We start from the raw sequence: 15,591 nt of genomic DNA on the forward strand, positions 1-15,591 counted from the left end.
ACTAGAGCGCCTCGAGGAAGCTGCGTCCTTCGGCGGCGGCGTTCAGCCGCTCGGCGGCGGCATGCGAACCGCGCTTCATCTGCTCGACGTCCGCCGCGGTGAGACCCTGCAGCGCGGAGGCCAGATCGTCGCCCTCGTACCCGCTGGTCACCACCACCCCGTTCTGCCACTCCTGGACGATGGGCGCCATCGTCCGCCCGTCTGCGACGACGATCGCGAGGCGGCCCTGGATGGACTCGAAGAACTTGTTCGGCAGCGCGAACTCGAGGTTCTTCTCCCGAGGGCGATAGAAGATGATCTCCATGTCGTATTCGTTGACCCGCTCGGCGATCTCCCGCATCGGAGCCGGCGGCACGATGTGGAGGCGGTCCCTGGCCGGATGCGCGGCGATCTGATCGCGCAGCCAGCCGTGCATGAAGGCGTTGGGCATGATCATGAACGTCATCGAGAAGCGGGGCGGGAGCGTGCGCATCGCGTCGAGGATCTCGGTGAACCCTCGGTGCATGCTGGGCATGCCGTGGAAGAGCATGCGGATCTCGCCCTCGTCCACCGGAGACGGCTCCTGCGCGACGAAAGGCGGCGCGTTCTGCACCACCGCCGGCGCGGGGAAGCCGAACTCCTCGGCGTAGAGCTCTCCGATGGGCGCGCACACGACGGTCCGGCTGGTGAACGCCACAGCTCCGATGTGCCGGCGCACCCAGCGGTAGTGCCCGGCCGTGAGCCGCCCGCCGATCGTGTCGCGGCGACGATCCGTCCGCCGGTACTCGTGCAGATCCAGATGCAGTCTTCCGGCGAGAGCCTCGGGCGTGAAATCGCGGCGGTCGTCCACCCAGGGAGTGAACTCGTACTCGTTGAAGACGATGAGTCCGTAGCGCCCGCTCCGCACCCGCGCGCGGAGCGCCTCAGGGATGCGGCTGGTCACCGTCACGCGGAATCGTGCCGGCGCGGTCAACAGGAACTGCGCGACAAGTGTCCCCCATCGCGTGGTGGTCCAGCGCGGCGCGGGCCCGAGCACGTGGTGTTCGACGACCTGGGGCGACGGATGCCCGCCGAGGCCGAGCGTCTCGACCTCCCATCCGTCCGAGATCAGCCAATCGACCTGACGACGAACTCGCGGATCGGTCTCGATGTCGGAGTAGGACAGCAGCAGCGCGCGGCGATGACGCGGATCGGCCGTCACCGGGTCGCTCCCGCGGCACCTTCGGCGCGCACGCGGCTCACAGTCGAAACGAAAGGCATACGGCTATTCTGACAGAGGCCTGGAAGAGGCCGTGAACCCCGGAGCACGAGATGCGCCGGGACGGAGGCGCCGCCACTCGGGTGCGGCGCCGTTCGCCGCCGGCCACACGATCACCCGGCGGGATCAGCATTGGAGGACGCCGGGTGAAGAGCCTGTGGCACACACTGGTCGCGCTTTTCGGAGTGCTGCCGCGAGGGGCGAAGCCCTTCTACACCTGGTACTCGATCTTCACCGCGGCATTGGCGATCCTGGACACCCTCGCGCTCGGGCTGATCGTCCTGTCCGTGACGCCGCTGGCCAGCGGCAAGCCCATCGTCCTGCCACTGATCGGTGAGATCCCGGAAGCGGCGACCGTCTGGGTCGTCGTCGTCGTCTGCGCCCTCTTCATCCTCAAGGGCGTGCTCGCCGTGATCCTGCACTGGTTCGCCACCCGGCGCTTCGCACGGTACGAACTGGAGGTAGGAAACCGTCTGTTCCGCGCCTTCACGCGGCGCAGCTGGCAGGATCGGTCCTCTCTCAGCACGGCGGAGATCACGCGGATCGTCGACGGCTCGATGGCCAACACCAACCTCGGATTCATCCTCCCCCTCTCCCAGGTCCCCGGGAACGCGCTGACCTTCGTCTCCGTCCTGGGCGTTCTGGTGCTGTCGCAGCCGCTCACCGCGTTGATAGCCGTGGTGTACCTGTCGCTGATCTCGCTGGTGATGCTCAAGGTCGTCACCGCCCGCACTCGCCTCGCCGGTCAGCACAACCGGAAGTACGGCTATCGGGTGGCGACGGTGATGACCGAGATGATGGAGGCGCTCAAGGAGGTCACCCTCCGCGGCAAGCTCGACGAGGTGGGCGCCGAGGTCACGCGCCTCCGTCGCCGCGCGACGACCGCGCGCGCCAACATCTCCTTCCTCGGGATCGTGCCGAAGTACTCGTTCGAGGCAGCGCTGATCGGCGGTTTCCTCCTGATCGGCGGCACCAGCTTCCTGCTCGGAGGCATCGACGCGGCAGTGGTCTCGATCTCCCTCTTCGCCGCGACGGGATTCCGTATGATCCCCGCCATGAACGGCATCCAGACGAGTTTCAACGCGGCATCCGCGAATGAGGTCTACGCCAAGGACGTGATCCGCGAGCTGTCGCGCGTCGCCGACGAGGAGGCGCAGTCCTCGCCGGCGGCGCGGTCCGTCGCGCGCGTGGAGGTCCCGCTGCCGGACGACCCGCGCGAGCTCCGGCTGCGCGACGTGACCTTCCGGTACCCCGGCTCCGAGCGCGCCGTCCTGCAGGACGTCTCGCTGACCGTGCCGTTCGGATCCCGCTTCGCGGTGGTCGGGCCGTCCGGCGCCGGGAAGTCGACGCTCATCGACATCACGCTCGGATTGAGTCGACCCACCGGCGGGCTGATCTCGATAGACGACGTGCCGCTCGATGACGTCCTGACGCAGTGGCGCTCTCGCGTGGGCTACGTCCCTCAGAAGGTCGCCCTCTTCGACGCCTCCATCGCCCAGAACGTCGCCCTCACCTGGACGGACGATTTCGACGAGGATCAGGTGCGGAAGGTGCTCGAACAGGCGCAGCTCGACGAGCTGCTCTCCCGCCCAGGCGGCATCCACGCCCGTATCGGCGAGCGCGGGCTCGCGATCTCGGGAGGACAGCAGCAGCGCCTGGGAATCGCACGGGCGCTCTACGCCGATCCGCTCGTCCTCGTTCTGGACGAGGCCACGAGCGCGCTCGACACGGCCACGGAGGGACGGGTCATGGAAGCCATGCGGGCCCTCCAGGGAGAGGTGACGTTCATGACGATCGCCCACCGCCTGGCCACGATCCGTGATTACGACCAGGTGCTGTACCTCGAGAACGGCGTCGTCGGCGGCGTCGGGACCTTCGACGAGGTGGTCGCGTCGGTGGCCGACTTCGAGGTGCAGGCTCGGCTCGCCGGACTCGCGGGCGGAGGGAGCGCATGACCGCCGGCCGCCCCCGCGTCCTCGTCCTGTCGCTGTCGAAGGTGGCGTCGGATGCACGAGTACTGAAGCAGATCGCGCGTCTGTCCGAGACCGCCGACGTCGTGACCTGCGGCTACGGGCCCGCCCCCGCTTCCAGCGTCGCCCACGTCGAGCTCGCCGAGGCCGAGCCGCGGTGGGCGGTGCTGCTGCGCGCTCTGCTCATCCGTGCCCACCTCTACCGCAGCGCCTATTGGAGCACGCCGGCGGTCCGCCGCGCGCGACGCTTCCTTCGTCGGCAGTCGTTCGACGCCGTGCTCGCCAACGACCTCGACACCGTCGGTCTCGCACTCGCCCTGGCTGCCCCGGAGCAGATCCACCTGGATCTCCACGAATACTGGCTCGGGCTTCACGACAACAGCGCCGCCTGGCGGAAGCTGCGTCAGCCCTACTACCGCTGGCAGCTCCAGCGCTGGGCGGCTCGGATCCCGTCCGCCACCACGGTGAGCCGCACGATCGCCGATCGCTACCGCGACGAATTCGGCATCGACGGCGGCGTCGTCCTCAACGCCACCAGGCTGCACGACCTCACGCCGACGCCGGTGTCCCGTCCGCTGCGCCTCGTCCATTCCGGCGGGAGCCAGCCGAGTCGCCGGATCGAGAACATGATGAGGGCCGTGGCGCAGTCGACCTCCGGCGCGACACTGGATCTCTACCTGGTCGGGCAGGGCACCGACTACTACCGGAGCCTCACGGCCCTCGCCGACGAGCTGGGCGACAGGATCCGGATCCTTCCCCCCGTGCCGTCCGCGGAGCTCATCGAGACGCTCAACGACTACGACGTCGGCATCCACGTGCTGCCGCCGACGAACACCAACAACGAGCTCGCACTGCCGAACAAGTTCTTCGACTACGTGCAGGCGCGGCTCGCGCTGGTCATCGGCCCGACGCCGTCGATGGTCGAGATCCTCCGAGAACACGACCTGGGGATCGTGACCGCAGACTTCGAACCGGCGTCCTTGACCGCCGCGCTCGATGCGCTCACCCCCGAGCAGGTCGAGGGCTTCAAGACGCGGTCGCACGCGTCCGCAGCCGAGCTCTCCGCCGAGCCGCAGAACGACATCTGGCACCGGGCGATCCAGGCGATCGTCCCGCAGGACTGAAGGACCGAGACAGTGACCGCACGCCCCGCGATGATCTTCCATGTGCCGTTCCGGCTGAACCCGGACGCGGTGAGCGCCAGTGGCATCCGTCCCGTGCGCTTGCGCCGCGCGTTCGAGGAGATCGGGTACGACGTCCACGAGGTCTCAGGCACGCACGCCGAGCGCCGCGACCGGATGCGGGAGCTGCGCACCGCGATCCGCGACGGACGACGTTTCGATTTCGTCTACTCCGAGGCCGCGACCACGCCCACCGGTCTCGGCGAACCGGTGACCCCCGCGACCAGCCTGACACGCGACATCGCATTCCTCCGTGCGTGCCGCCGCGCGGGCATCCCGGTCGGGCTGTTCTACCGGGACATCTACTGGCAGTTCGAGGAGTACGCGAAGCGCGTCGGTCAGCCGTATGCGTCCGTCCTGCGCTGGCGGTACCGGGCAGACCTGCGCGGTTACCGCTCAGCGGTCGACCGCATCTACCTGCCCTCGATGCGCATGGCCGAGTACCTGCCGACCGCCAATCGTCCCCAGGCGGCGTCCCTCCCGCCGGCTTCGGAGGCCATCGACAGCGTCGCCCCCACCACCGGGCTCGGACTGTTCTACGTCGGCGGGACGAACGACTATTACCGGATGGAGCAGACCGTTCGAGGCGTCGAGGCCAGCGCAGAGGCCACCATGACGATCTGCACGCGCGAGGCGGAGTGGGCGGCCAACGAGCATCGGTACTCGGATGTGCTGGGGCCGCGAACCCGCGTGGTGCACCGGTCGGGCGCCGAGCTGGAGCCGCTGTACGCGGACGCGCACATCGGCTCGCTGCTGATGGAGCCGATCGAGTACCGCGAGTTCGCGGCCCCGCTGAAGCTGTACGAGTACCTCGGGCACGGCAAGCCCATCGTCGCGACCGCCGGGACACTGGCAGGTGACTTCGTCGAGGAGAACGGCATCGGGTGGGCGATCCCGTACACGGCCGGCGCGCTCACCGCTCTGCTCGACGAGTTGTCCGCATCGCCCGACGCACTCCGCGCCGCCACAGCGCGCGCGCGGGAGGTGCGACACGAGCACACCTGGGCGGCGCGCGCACGCACCGTCGCTGCCGACCTCGCCGGCGTCGAGGCCGCCGTCTCGTGAGCGTCGCGGACCTCGGTCGCCGCCGGCGCGTCCTCGTCGTCACCCCCTGGTTCCCCACTCCCGGTGCCGAGGGCGTGGGGATCTTCAACCTTCGCGACGTGGAGCTGCTACGCCGGGAGCAGGATGTGACGGTGCTGCACCTGTGTCCGCCGGCCCAGGCGGGATCGCCGGTCGATGAGGCCGACAGCATGCGGATCGTGCGCGTGCCCTTCTCCTTCGCGCAGCCGGCGACGTTCCCCGGGGCGGTGCGTGCGCTGAAGGCCTTGCTGCACACCCACGACGTGCTGCACACGATGGCGTTGCCCGCCTTGATCCCCGCTCGCTTCGTACACGTCAGGCAACCGTGGATCCACACCGAGCACTATTCCGCGCTCGTCACACCACCCGCCTCCGTCCGCAGCGCCGTATCTCTCCGCCTGCTGAAGACGCTCTTCGCTCGACCGACTGAGACGGTCGCCGTCAGCGCCGCGCTCGGGCGGGTGATCGACCAGCACCGTCGTCGCCCGTCGACCGTCATCGGGAACGAGGTCATGACCCCCGTCGATGCTGTGACCGACCGCGCGATCCCCGCCCGGATGCGACTGATCGCCGTGGGCGGACTCGTCGCCCGGAAGGGACCGGACATCGCCATCAGAGCCCTGGCGCTGCTGAGGGCACGGGGGATCGATGCCGAGCTGGTGTGGGTGGGAAGCGGCCCTCTCGAGGCAGACGTGCGCGCGATCGCCGCGGAGGAGGGGGTCGGGGGGCACGTTCGCCTCGCCGGTCAGCTTTCTCCCGCCGGGCTGTCCTCGGAGCTGCTCGCCGCAGACATCTTCGTCCTGCCGGTCGAGACCGAGACGTTCGGCGTGGCCATCGCCGAGGCCCTGGCCCATGGCTTGCCGGTCGTGGCCACCGGAACCGGAGGACACGAGGAGTTCCTCCCGCGCGAAGCCTCTCGCCTGGTAAGGCCCCGCAGTCCCCACGCCGTCGCCGACGCGATCGTCGACCTCCGCGATGATCCCGACCGGTGGAGCCGGACGCGTATCGCTGCGGACGCGGCACGGCGATTCTCCCCCGGGGCACGGCGGGACGCCTACCGGGACGTCTACGCGCGCGCTCTCGCCGAGCGGTCGGCAGCGCAGCGGTGAGAGGTCCGTCCAGGGCCGGCCTGCTACCCGCGCGTGCCGACCCCTCCGGCTGTCAGAGGGTCCGGGACTCGGCGGTCCGCGATGACTCGAGGGCGGCCTCGACCACGGCCAGCGTCCGCAGTCCCTGCTCCATGGTGACGACGTCGGTCTGCTGCCCGAGCACGGCATCGCGGAAGGCCTCATGCTCGACGCGCAGCGGCTCGCGCTTGGCGAACGCGTAGCGCGTGACGTCTCCTTCGGAGACCCCGCGGAAGGAGGACACGGACTCCCATTCGAGGGGGATCGTGCCGTTGGCGTAGAAGGTGAGGTCGCCGGTGGAGGTGTCGGCGACGAACGCGCCCTTCTCCCCCGTGACCACGGTGACGCGCTCCTTCATCGGGCTCAGCCAGTTGACGATGTTGTTCACGATCACGCCGTTGGCGGTGCGGCCCGTGATGGTGATCATGTCCTCGTGCTCGCGGCCGCTCTTGAAGGCGGTCTGCGCGAACACCCGCTCGTAGTCGCTCTGCACGACCCAGGCCGTGAGGTCGACGTCATGGGAGGCGAGGTCCTTCGCCACCCCGACGTCCGCGATCCGCGACGGGAAGGGGCCCTGCCGGCGTGTGACCACCTGATACACGGCGCCGAGCTCCCCCGCCTCGATCCGGCGGCGCAGCTCCTGCACGGCCGGGTTGAAGCGCTCGATGTGCCCGACCGCTCCGACCAGACCCGCCGCGGCGAAGGCGTCGACCATGCGCCGGCCGGCGTCCACCGTGTGCGCGATCGGCTTCTCGACGAGGGTGTGGACTCCCGCGGCGGCGAGCTTGAGCGCCGCATCCTCATGGAACCGCGTGGGCACGGCGACGACGGCCAGGTCGATGCCGGTGTCGATGAGCGCGTCGATGTCGGGCAGGATCTCCAGGTCGCCCGCGACGCCGTGCGGGTCGCCGCCCGGGTCGGCGATCGCGACGAGCTCGACACCGTCCAGCTCGCGCAGCACGCGGGCGTGGTGGCGACCCATCATCCCGACGCCGAGGAGACCGGCGCGCAGGTCTGCCATCAGGCACCCGCCTTCGCGACGGCGTTCACGGCGGCGACGATGCGCTCGAGGTCGCCCTGGCTGAGCGACGGGTGCACGGGCAGCGAGGCGACCTCGCGCGCGGCGCGCTCCGTCTCCGGCAAGTCGAGACCGGGCGCGAAGTGCGTCAGCGACGGGAGGCGGTGGTTCGGGATCGGGTAGTACACGCCGGCGCCGACGTTGTACTCGTTCTTCAGGGCGGCGACGAAGCCGTCCCGATCCTCGGGGACGCGGATCGTGTACTGGTGGTACACGTGCACGGCGCCGTCGGCGACCGGCGGGACGACGACGCCCTGCAGGTTCGCGTCGAGGAAGGCGGCGTTCTGCTGACGGGTCTTCGTCCAGCCGTCCACCTTGGTCAGCTGCACACGACCGATCGCGGCGTGGATGTCGGTCATGCGGGCGTTGAAGCCAACGATCTCGTTCTCGTACTGCCGCTCCATGCCCTGGTTGCGCAACAGCTTGACCTGACGGGCGATCTCCTCGGTCGCCGTGGTCACCATGCCGCCCTCGCCGCTGGTCATGTTCTTCGTCGGGTAGAGGCTGAACATGGCGAACTCGCCGAACGAGCCGACGGGACGGCCGTCCAGCGACGCGCCGTGCGCCTGGGCCGCGTCCTCGTACAGGGCGACGCCGCGTTCGGCTGCCAGGGCCTCGAGCTCGCGCATCCGGGCCGGGTGCCCGTAGAGGTGCACGGGGAGGATGCCCTTGGTCTTCGGCGTGATCGCGGCGGCGACGGCCTCGGGGTCCAGGGAGAACGTGTCCGGCTCGATGTCGACGAAGACCGGGGTGCCCCCGGTGAGCGCCACCGAGTTGCCGGTCGCGGCGAAGGTGAAGGACGGCACGATGACCTCGTCGCCGGGGCCGACTCCGGCGGCGAGCAGACCGAGGTGTAGACCCGCGGTACCGGAGTTGACCGCCACGGACGGGCGACCGGGCACGAAGTGCGCGGAGAACTCCTGCTCGAAGGCGGCGACCTCGGGCCCCTGCGCGACCATGCCGCTGCGCAGGACGCGGTCGACGGCTTCGCGCTCTTCGTCGCCGATGAGGGGCTTGGCGGGGGGAATGAACTCGCTCACACGGTCTCCTTGGTCAGTGTTCCGTCGGTCTCGATGAAGCGTGCCCCGGTCGCGGGGCACACCCAGGTGTTCTCGTCGTCGCCACGGGTGAGCGGGACGCCCGCCTCGCCGACCCAGCCGATGCGCCGGGCGGGGACGCCGGCGACGAGGGCGTGCGCCGGGACGTCCTTGACGACCACGGCGCCGGCCGCGACCGTCGCCCAGGCGCCGATCGTCACCGGGGCGACACAGGTCGCGCGGGCGCCGATCGACGCGCCGCGCTCGATCGTGACCCCGACCGGCTCCCAGTCGTGGGCGCTCTTGAGGCTCCCGTCGGCGTTGATCGCGCGGGGGTAGGTGTCGTTGGTGAGCACGACGGCGGGCCCGATGAAGACGCCGTCGCCGAGTTTGGCGGGCTCGTAGACCAGGGCGTAGTTCTGCACCTTGCAGTTGTCGCCCATCTCCACACCGGTACCGATGTACGCGCCGCGTCCGACGATGCAGTTCTCGCCGAGGCGGGCCTGCTCGCGGACCTGGGCGAGGTGCCAGATGGAGGATCCGTCGCCGATGACGGCGTCGGCGGACACATCGGCGGAATCGACGATCCGCACGCGGGAGGTTTCAGTCACGGGGCTCCTTGCACGCTGCGCGATGAGGCAGCACTGACGAGATTCTACTTGGCGTTGCTCCGCGAACCTCGACGCGCGCCGCGAACGACGTCTGCGGCGCGGGCACCGACGGTGGCGAGCGAGGCGTTGTCGACCGCCCATGCGGCACGACCCGCCCTCGCGCCCTCGGTCTCGCCCGAGGCCCACTCCTCGAGCAACCGCCGCATGGCCGCGGCCACCTCCTCCGGGTCGAATCCGACGGCTTCGCCGAGTCCGCCCGCACGCACGACCTCGCCGCCCGTCTCCGCGCCGGTGAAGAGCACCGGGGTCCCGACCGCTGCCGCCGCGTAGGTCTTGGTCGGTCGGGCGAAGTCGTAGCCGATGCCGGGGACGATGCTCACCAGCGCGCCGACCGCCCCCCGGATCCAGGAAGCCGAGGTCGCGGGCCCGACCAGTCCCCCGAAGTGCACCCGGCCGGGCACGAGCTGCGCGGCGAGCTCCTTCAGCTCCTCCTCCACCGCTCCCTGACCGAAGAAGCGGAGCTCGATGTCCTCGTCCGGAAGCAGAGCGAGCGCACGGATGAAGACGTCAGGCTGCTGCCACTCCGACATCGTGCCGGTGTAGACGAAGTAGGGCCGCTCCGCCTCGTGCGGCACGACGTCCGGACGGAACACCGTGGTATCGATCCCGTTGCCGACCGTCACGACGCGCTCCGGTCGCCCGCCGATCGCGGCGAGCCGCTCGGCGACCTCGTCCGAGACGGCCAGCGAGCGCGTCGCGCGGCGCAGGACGAAGCGCTCGACGAACCGCATGACCGCCACCACCGGACCGGGGGCGTCCATCGACGCGACCGCATCCGTCCACACGTCGCCGGGATAGTAGACCAGCGGGCGACGGGTGAGGAAGGCGGCGATCGCCGCCGCGAACCCGGTGGTCGGCGGCGCCTCGGCGACCACCACGTCGCTGCGGCGGACGAGCAGCCGGAAGAAGAGGGGGACGTCGAAGGACAGGTACGGGACGTACCCGCGGATGGCCCCGCTGCGGTCTCGCAGCACCGGCGCACGACGCACGACCACCCCGGGCGCGTCGGCGACGACGGTGTCGCGCGGGGGCTTCGTGCTCAGCACGGTGACATCGGAATCGGCGGCCAGGGCATGGGCGAGCGCCTCCATCCGGAAGCTGGCGGCGGTCACCTCCGGCGTGTACAGCCGTGTCGCGATGACGGCGCGTCGTCTCCTCGACATCCTGCCCCTGCTGCTCGGTGGACCGGCGCCCGAATCGACACCTGACACAATAGAACCATGTCCTCGAGCGTCCCCGCGCCTTCCCCCGCCGATCCCCGCGCCTGGGTCGTCATCCCCCTCTACAACGAAGCGACCGTCATCGGCGGCGTGATCGAGAGTCTCAAGCCTCACTTCGCCCACATCGTCTGCGTCGACGACGGCTCCAGCGACGGCTCGGCGGCGGAGGCTGCCGCTGCAGGGGCTCACCTCGTGCAGCACCCGGTCAATCTCGGCCAGGGGGCGGCTCTCCAGACGGGCATCGACTTCGCTCTGGCGCACACCGAGTGCGACTACATCGTGACGTTCGACGCTGACGGCCAGCATCGTGTGGAGGACGCGCTCGGGATGCTCGAGCTCGCCAGGGACGAGGACGTCGCGATCGTCTTCGGCTCCCGCTTCCTCGACGACCGGACCAATCCGGGGTGGATGAAGAAGGTCATCCTCAAGACGGCGGTCTGGGTGACGAACCTCACCACGAGCCTGAAGCTCACGGACGCCCACAACGGCCTCCGCGTCATCCGCCGTGACGCGGCGGAGCACATCGATCTGCGGCAGGACCGGATGGCCCACGCGACGGAGATCGTCCTCGAACTCGGCCGTACCGGTCTGCCGTGGAAGGAGTACCCCGTGGAACTGCTCTACACCGACTACTCGAAGGCGAAGGGCCAGAGCGTGCTCAACTCCGTGAACATCCTCGTCGACCTGGTGGTGCGCTGATCATGTGGATCCAGTTCCTGCTCATCGCGGCGATCATCGTCCTCGCCGTCTTCATGATGCGTCGTACCGGCGCCGACAGCCACCTGGCGATCCGGCGGCTTCTCATGGGCCTGTTCGTCGTCGTCGCCGTCCTGTCCGTGCTCTTCCCCCAGTGGCTGAGCTGGCTGGCCGGCCTCGTGGGCGTGGGTCGAGGCACCGATCTCGTCCTCTACGGCTTGATCGTCATGTTCCTGGCGTTCGTGTACTCGCAGTACCGGCGCAACATCGCCCTGCAGCGTCAGCTCACGCTCCTCGCGCGGAAGATCGCACTCCTGGAGGCCGCCGAGATCGAGAAGGACGCTAGTCGCAACCCGTGATCTCGTAGAGGACCGCGTCCCCCACTCGATCCACCTCGGTGAGGATCGGCGAATCGTCGAGGTCGTGGAGACCGTCGTACGTCGTGTAGTGGTTCTGGTACAGGACGGTGTCGCCGAAGTCCACCGCGTGGGTCACGCCCAGCCGCTCCGCGGCATCGCACACCTCAGGACCGCCGTCGACGAAGTACCGCGCGAGCACCGCGGCGTCCCTGCCATACCGACCCGTCACGTGCGGGAAGACCACGTCGTCACCGGTGTACGCGAACAGCAGTCCGGCCCCGGTCAGCGGGTCGCCGATCACCAGGCTGCCCTCCGGAAGCTCTTCCGCGGCACGCTCGAACAGCTGGGCCTCGTCGGGTGAGAGCCCCTGGGACTGCGCGTCGAAACGGAAGCTCACGTCGCGCATGTATCCCAGGTCGTTGCGCAGCGCCAGCAGGTGGGTGGCGGCGGCCAGGGCGACGACCGCCATGATCGCGAGCGCCAGAGCCCGTCGGCGCGCACGCCAGAGGCCGGTGAGCCAATCCCCCACGACGGTGGCGCCGATCGCCGCGAACGGGATCCCCCACATCGCGAGCAACGCCGCCACGCGCGTGGTGTCGTCGTACCAGAGGCCGACGACGGCGCTGCGCAGCCACAGGACGGGAAGCCAGGACGCGACGAGGTACAGACCGACGCTCACCGCATAGGACCACAGGACCCACCACGTCCGCTCTTTCACGATGCGCCAGATGCCGAGCGCGGCGAGGGGCCCGAGCAACAGTCCGGTGCTGCGGTTCACCGGGTTGAGGAACGCGACCTCGCCGAGCGCCTGCGAGATCGTGAGCCGCGGCAACCACTCGTGGGTCGTCACGTTCGCCTCGAGCCAGACCACGGCCAACGCGATCAGGCCGATCACCACAGCGGCGCCGAGCAGCACGCGCGTCCGCCGCCCACCGGCGACCGCGAGCCGCCATGCCCTCCAGAGCAGGTAGGGCACCAGAAGGGCCACGGCACCCAGCAGCGCGGACGGGTGTGCGAGTCCGGTGCTGCCCACGATCGCCAGCACGATGAGGATGCGGAGGGTGCGGCGCGTCCAGCCGGCAGCGGGTGCGAAGGCGAGGAGCACGGCGCCGAGGAGAACCGGGATCAGGGCCGTCCCGAGCAGGTTGGGATACAGCACTCCCCAGTTGAGGAATCCCAGGGGGAAGACGCTGATCCCGAATCCCAGGAGCGGCGCCCACACCGCTGCGCGCGGGTGCTGGGGAAAGGCGACAGCCGTGAGCGTGGCGAGTGCGACGGGCCACACGAGCGCGACGACGGCCAGCGTCGTCACGTTCGTGGCCGCGACCACGCTGCCCGCGGCAGGGACGACGAGGCTCACCAGCGCATGCCAGAGGGTCGGGTAGAACGAGGTCTCCAGGCTCGGTGTCGCCATCGTCATGTGCAGCGGAGAGGCGTCGCCCGTGGCCGCGATGAACTCGACGGCATTCAGATGGAACAGGCCGTCGTAGAGCTGCGACGGGTGGTCCGGTCGACCGATCCCGGCCAGCAGGATGACCATCCACCCCACGAACGCGACGCCGATCGCGATCCACGTTCCCCGGCTGCGCGTCCGGACGTCGTCCGGTTCGGCCCGGTCGAAGAATCGCAGCACCGCCGCGACGATCCACACCGGTGCGGTGACGAGACCGACCGGGAGCAGACCCCACGACAGCCCCAGCACCGGCGCGACCAGCGAGGCGGCCGCGACGACACCGAGCGAGACCCCGATGGCGAGGCCGAGCCTCACGACGCTGCTCACTCCGCGGACGCACAGCGCCACCGGAAGGCCCGGCACGACGAGCAGGGCGAGGGCCACGAGCAGGGCCGGCGTCTGCTCGATCCAGGCGGTCACGCTCCCACCAGCGCGATCGCGCCCTCGATGTCGCCGTCGTACGCGACCTCACCCTTGTTGATGACGATTCCGCGCGTGCACAGTTCGCGCACCATCTCCATGTCGTGGCTGACGACGACGAGGGTCTTGCCCGCAGCGATGAGCTCTTCGAACTTCAGCCGGCACTTCTCCCGGAACGGCGCGTCCCCCACCGACAGGATCTCGTCCACCAGCAGGACGTCGAGTTCGACGTGGATAGCGACCGAGAAGGCGAGGCGCATGAACATCCCGGAGGAGTAGTGCTTGACCTCCTGATCGATGAACTGCTCGATCTCACTGAACGCGACGATCTCGTCGTAGCGCTCCTCGATCTCCTGTCGGCGCATACCGAGGATCGCGGCGTTGAGGAAGACGTTCTCCCGACCGGAGAGTTCCGGATGGAACCCGGCCCCGACCTCGATGAGACCGGCGACGCGGCCGCGGGTGAGCACCTGGCCGGCGTCGGGCTCCATGACGCCGGAGATGAGCTTGAGCAGGGTCGACTTGCCGGACCCGTTGAAGCCGAGGATCGCGACGGACTCCCCCTCGCCGATGACGAGATCGAGCCCCTTGAGCGCCTCGAACTCGCTCGAGAGCTTGCGGCGCTTGATCCAGGACACGACGGTGTCCTTGAGCGAGAACGCGTGGTTGAGCGTGAAGCGCTTGCGCACGCCGTCGATGATGATGCTGGGCTTGGTGACCGTCTGTGCGCTCATAGATCCTGCGCGAACCTTCCCTCGAGACGCCGGAAGACGAGTTGTCCGACCAATAGTGTGCCGATCGCGATGAGGAACGTCCACAGCGTGTTCCAGGCCAGCCCCGGCGGGAGTTCGAAGGCCGTCGACGTGACCGGACGCCAGAAGGCGTAGTGGAAGAGCTCCACGCCCTGGGTGATCGGATTCAGCATGTAGACCTCGACCAGCCACTGCGGCCATCCCAGCTTGTCGACCACGGCATCCTGCACCTGTGTCCACGCATACAGCACGGGTGAGGCCCACGTGGCCAGGAGCAGCAGGAGCTCGACGATGTTCTCGGCGTCGCGGAAGCGGACGTTGATCGCGCCGAAGAAGAGCCCGAGGCCGAGTGCGAACACCATCACGATGACCATGCCGGCGAAGATCGCGAGGACCGAGAGGAGGGAGACGTGCGTGATCCATCCGAGGAGGAGGCACACGATCAGCAGAAGGCCCACCTGCGGGAGGAAGTGCACGAAGGCGACGATGACGGCGGACACCGCGAAGAGCTGCCGTGGGAGGAACACCTTGCGGACCAGCGGTGCGTTGCCCACGATCGACGTGGTGGCGTTCTTGAACGCCTCGGAGAAGAGGTTGATGATGACGATCCCCGAGAAGAGGTAGATCGCGTAGTTGGGTATGCCGCGGTCCAGGTTCATGAACAGTCCCAGGACCACCCAGAACACCAGGAACTGGGCGGCCGGACGCACGTACGACCACGTCCACCCCAGCACGGAGTTTCGGTACCGCGTGGTGACGCCGGTGCGTACGAGCAGGTTCAGAAGATAGCGCCAGCGCACGACGTCGATCAGTCCCCGGCTGGTGCCGGGGACGTCGAATTCGGAACGCGGGACGGCGGCGAAAAGATCTCGGGTTTCAGTCACGGGCCCACTCATTCGGTCGCGGTGACGGAGCGCACCGCAGGCTTGAGTATCTTATGACACGGACGCTGAGAGGAACGGCGGCGCGCTACTTGACGGTGACCTTGCCGGTCCGGGTGTCATAGGAGATCTCGCCCTTCTGGAAGAGCTGCGTGGTGACGGTGCCGGACACCGTCGCCGACGCTCTGGGGTACCCCAGAGCACTCTCAGCGCCGCCGAGCCGCGTCCATTCGGAGAGGATCGGCCCGACCGGAACGAGCACCGAGCCCGTGGCGGAAGACCACCCCACGACGCCCTTCTGGAACGTCATCGCGCAGCCCCCACCGGCGAGCGTGCAGTCCACGGTCGACGTCGGCCAGCCCCACGCCGCCCCCTGCGGACCGCCGGCAGCCTCGTAGTTGCGCAGGAACACGCCGGAACCGATAC

15 protein-coding genes are annotated in these 15,591 nt (G+C 69.2%); 6 read left to right on the top strand and 9 right to left on the bottom strand.

What is annotated here, in order from left to right:
- Position 1: 1 nt before the first annotated feature.
- Positions 2–1,180, bottom strand: a complete 1,179-nt coding sequence (locus AB0N68_RS13640) for a glycosyltransferase family protein (RefSeq protein WP_280566219.1) — start codon at positions 1,178–1,180, stop codon at positions 2–4.
- 203 nt (positions 1,181–1,383) lie between these two features.
- Between AB0N68_RS13640 and AB0N68_RS13645 the strand changes: the two genes are divergently transcribed.
- From AB0N68_RS13645 to AB0N68_RS13660, 4 genes are read left to right on the top strand one after another with little or no spacing between them, the layout of a single operon-like run.
- Complete coding sequence (locus AB0N68_RS13645) at positions 1,384–3,192, top strand: ABC transporter ATP-binding protein (protein ID WP_280566221.1); 1,809 nt, start codon at positions 1,384–1,386, stop codon at positions 3,190–3,192.
- On the top strand, positions 3,189–4,331 hold the full coding sequence (locus AB0N68_RS13650) for a glycosyltransferase (RefSeq protein WP_280566223.1): 1,143 nt from the start codon (positions 3,189–3,191) through the stop codon (positions 4,329–4,331). The genes AB0N68_RS13645 and AB0N68_RS13650 overlap by 4 nt, the downstream gene beginning before the upstream one ends.
- A 12-nt stretch (positions 4,332–4,343) precedes the next feature.
- Positions 4,344–5,453, top strand: coding sequence for a glycosyltransferase family protein (locus AB0N68_RS13655; RefSeq protein ID WP_280566226.1), 1,110 nt, complete (start codon positions 4,344–4,346; stop codon positions 5,451–5,453).
- Positions 5,450–6,580, top strand: a complete 1,131-nt coding sequence (locus tag AB0N68_RS13660) for a glycosyltransferase (protein ID WP_280566244.1) — start codon at positions 5,450–5,452, stop codon at positions 6,578–6,580. The genes AB0N68_RS13655 and AB0N68_RS13660 overlap by 4 nt, the downstream gene beginning before the upstream one ends.
- Positions 6,581–6,632: 52 nt before the next feature.
- Here the strand turns inward: AB0N68_RS13660 and AB0N68_RS13665 are convergent, their stop codons facing one another.
- Genes AB0N68_RS13665 through AB0N68_RS13680 form a run of 4 tightly spaced genes read right to left on the bottom strand, consistent with a single transcriptional unit; the run spans position 6,633 to position 10,547 of the window.
- Positions 6,633–7,619, bottom strand: a complete 987-nt coding sequence (locus AB0N68_RS13665) for a Gfo/Idh/MocA family protein (protein ID WP_280566246.1) — start codon at positions 7,617–7,619, stop codon at positions 6,633–6,635.
- Positions 7,619–8,716 (bottom strand): DegT/DnrJ/EryC1/StrS family aminotransferase, encoded by a 1,098-nt coding sequence (locus AB0N68_RS13670; RefSeq protein WP_280566247.1) that lies wholly within the window; start codon positions 8,714–8,716, stop codon positions 7,619–7,621. Before AB0N68_RS13670 ends, AB0N68_RS13665 begins: the two co-directional genes overlap by 1 nt.
- Positions 8,713–9,324, bottom strand: coding sequence for an acyltransferase (locus AB0N68_RS13675; protein WP_240742946.1), 612 nt, complete (start codon positions 9,322–9,324; stop codon positions 8,713–8,715). The genes AB0N68_RS13670 and AB0N68_RS13675 overlap by 4 nt, the downstream gene beginning before the upstream one ends.
- A gap of 44 nt (positions 9,325–9,368) precedes the next feature.
- A complete protein-coding gene (locus AB0N68_RS13680) occupies positions 9,369–10,547 on the bottom strand; it encodes a glycosyltransferase family 4 protein (protein WP_280566248.1) in 1,179 nt (392 codons plus the stop codon).
- 57 nt (positions 10,548–10,604) lie between these two features.
- Here AB0N68_RS13680 and AB0N68_RS13685 point away from each other — a divergent pair, with 57 nt between their 5' ends.
- Together AB0N68_RS13685 and AB0N68_RS13690 are read left to right on the top strand one after the other, a co-directional pair.
- On the top strand, positions 10,605–11,303 hold the full coding sequence (locus AB0N68_RS13685) for a glycosyltransferase family 2 protein (protein ID WP_280566250.1): 699 nt from the start codon (positions 10,605–10,607) through the stop codon (positions 11,301–11,303).
- Positions 11,304–11,305: 2 nt separating this feature from the next.
- Positions 11,306–11,659 carry a DUF2304 domain-containing protein gene (locus AB0N68_RS13690; RefSeq protein WP_060923404.1) on the top strand — a complete coding sequence of 118 codons (354 nt, stop codon included), beginning with the start codon at positions 11,306–11,308 and terminating at the stop codon, positions 11,657–11,659.
- On the opposite strand, the gene AB0N68_RS13695 is transcribed toward AB0N68_RS13690, so the two are convergent.
- The 4 genes from AB0N68_RS13695 to AB0N68_RS13710 form a co-directional block, all read right to left on the bottom strand.
- Positions 11,643–13,532 carry a DUF6541 family protein gene (locus AB0N68_RS13695; protein ID WP_280566254.1) on the bottom strand — a complete coding sequence of 630 codons (1,890 nt, stop codon included), beginning with the start codon at positions 13,530–13,532 and terminating at the stop codon, positions 11,643–11,645. The two genes, AB0N68_RS13690 and AB0N68_RS13695, sit on opposite strands and share 17 nt — an antisense overlap.
- Positions 13,529–14,266 (bottom strand): ABC transporter ATP-binding protein, encoded by a 738-nt coding sequence (locus AB0N68_RS13700; protein WP_280566256.1) that lies wholly within the window; start codon positions 14,264–14,266, stop codon positions 13,529–13,531. The genes AB0N68_RS13695 and AB0N68_RS13700 overlap by 4 nt, the downstream gene beginning before the upstream one ends.
- The gene (locus AB0N68_RS13705) at positions 14,263–15,168 is read right to left on the bottom strand and encodes an ABC transporter permease (RefSeq protein WP_280566258.1); all 906 of its coding nucleotides are present in this window, start codon (positions 15,166–15,168) and stop codon (positions 14,263–14,265) included. Before AB0N68_RS13705 ends, AB0N68_RS13700 begins: the two co-directional genes overlap by 4 nt.
- Before the next feature lie 85 nt (positions 15,169–15,253).
- Positions 15,254–15,591, bottom strand: a 338-nt coding sequence (locus AB0N68_RS13710) for an LGFP repeat-containing protein (RefSeq protein ID WP_522727274.1), incomplete at its 5' end; no start/stop codon positions are given.

Source organism: Microbacterium meiriae, from assembly GCF_040685015.1.
Lineage (GTDB): Bacteria > Actinomycetota > Actinomycetes > Actinomycetales > Microbacteriaceae > Microbacterium > Microbacterium meiriae.

Excerpts from the sequence above, each read along its gene's own strand:
- AB0N68_RS13650 (WP_280566223.1), top strand. The coding sequence starts at position 3,189 with ATGACCGCCGGCCGCCCCCGCGTCCTCGTCCTGTCGCTGTCGAAGGTG.
- AB0N68_RS13665 (WP_280566246.1), bottom strand. The coding sequence starts at position 7,619 with ATGGCAGACCTGCGCGCCGGTCTCCTCGGCGTCGGGATGATGGGTCGC.
- AB0N68_RS13680 (WP_280566248.1), bottom strand. The coding sequence starts at position 10,547 with ATGTCGAGGAGACGACGCGCCGTCATCGCGACACGGCTGTACACGCCG.
- AB0N68_RS13685 (WP_280566250.1), top strand. The coding sequence starts at position 10,605 with ATGTCCTCGAGCGTCCCCGCGCCTTCCCCCGCCGATCCCCGCGCCTGG.
- AB0N68_RS13690 (WP_060923404.1), top strand. The coding sequence starts at position 11,306 with ATGTGGATCCAGTTCCTGCTCATCGCGGCGATCATCGTCCTCGCCGTC.
- AB0N68_RS13700 (WP_280566256.1), bottom strand. The coding sequence starts at position 14,266 with ATGAGCGCACAGACGGTCACCAAGCCCAGCATCATCATCGACGGCGTG.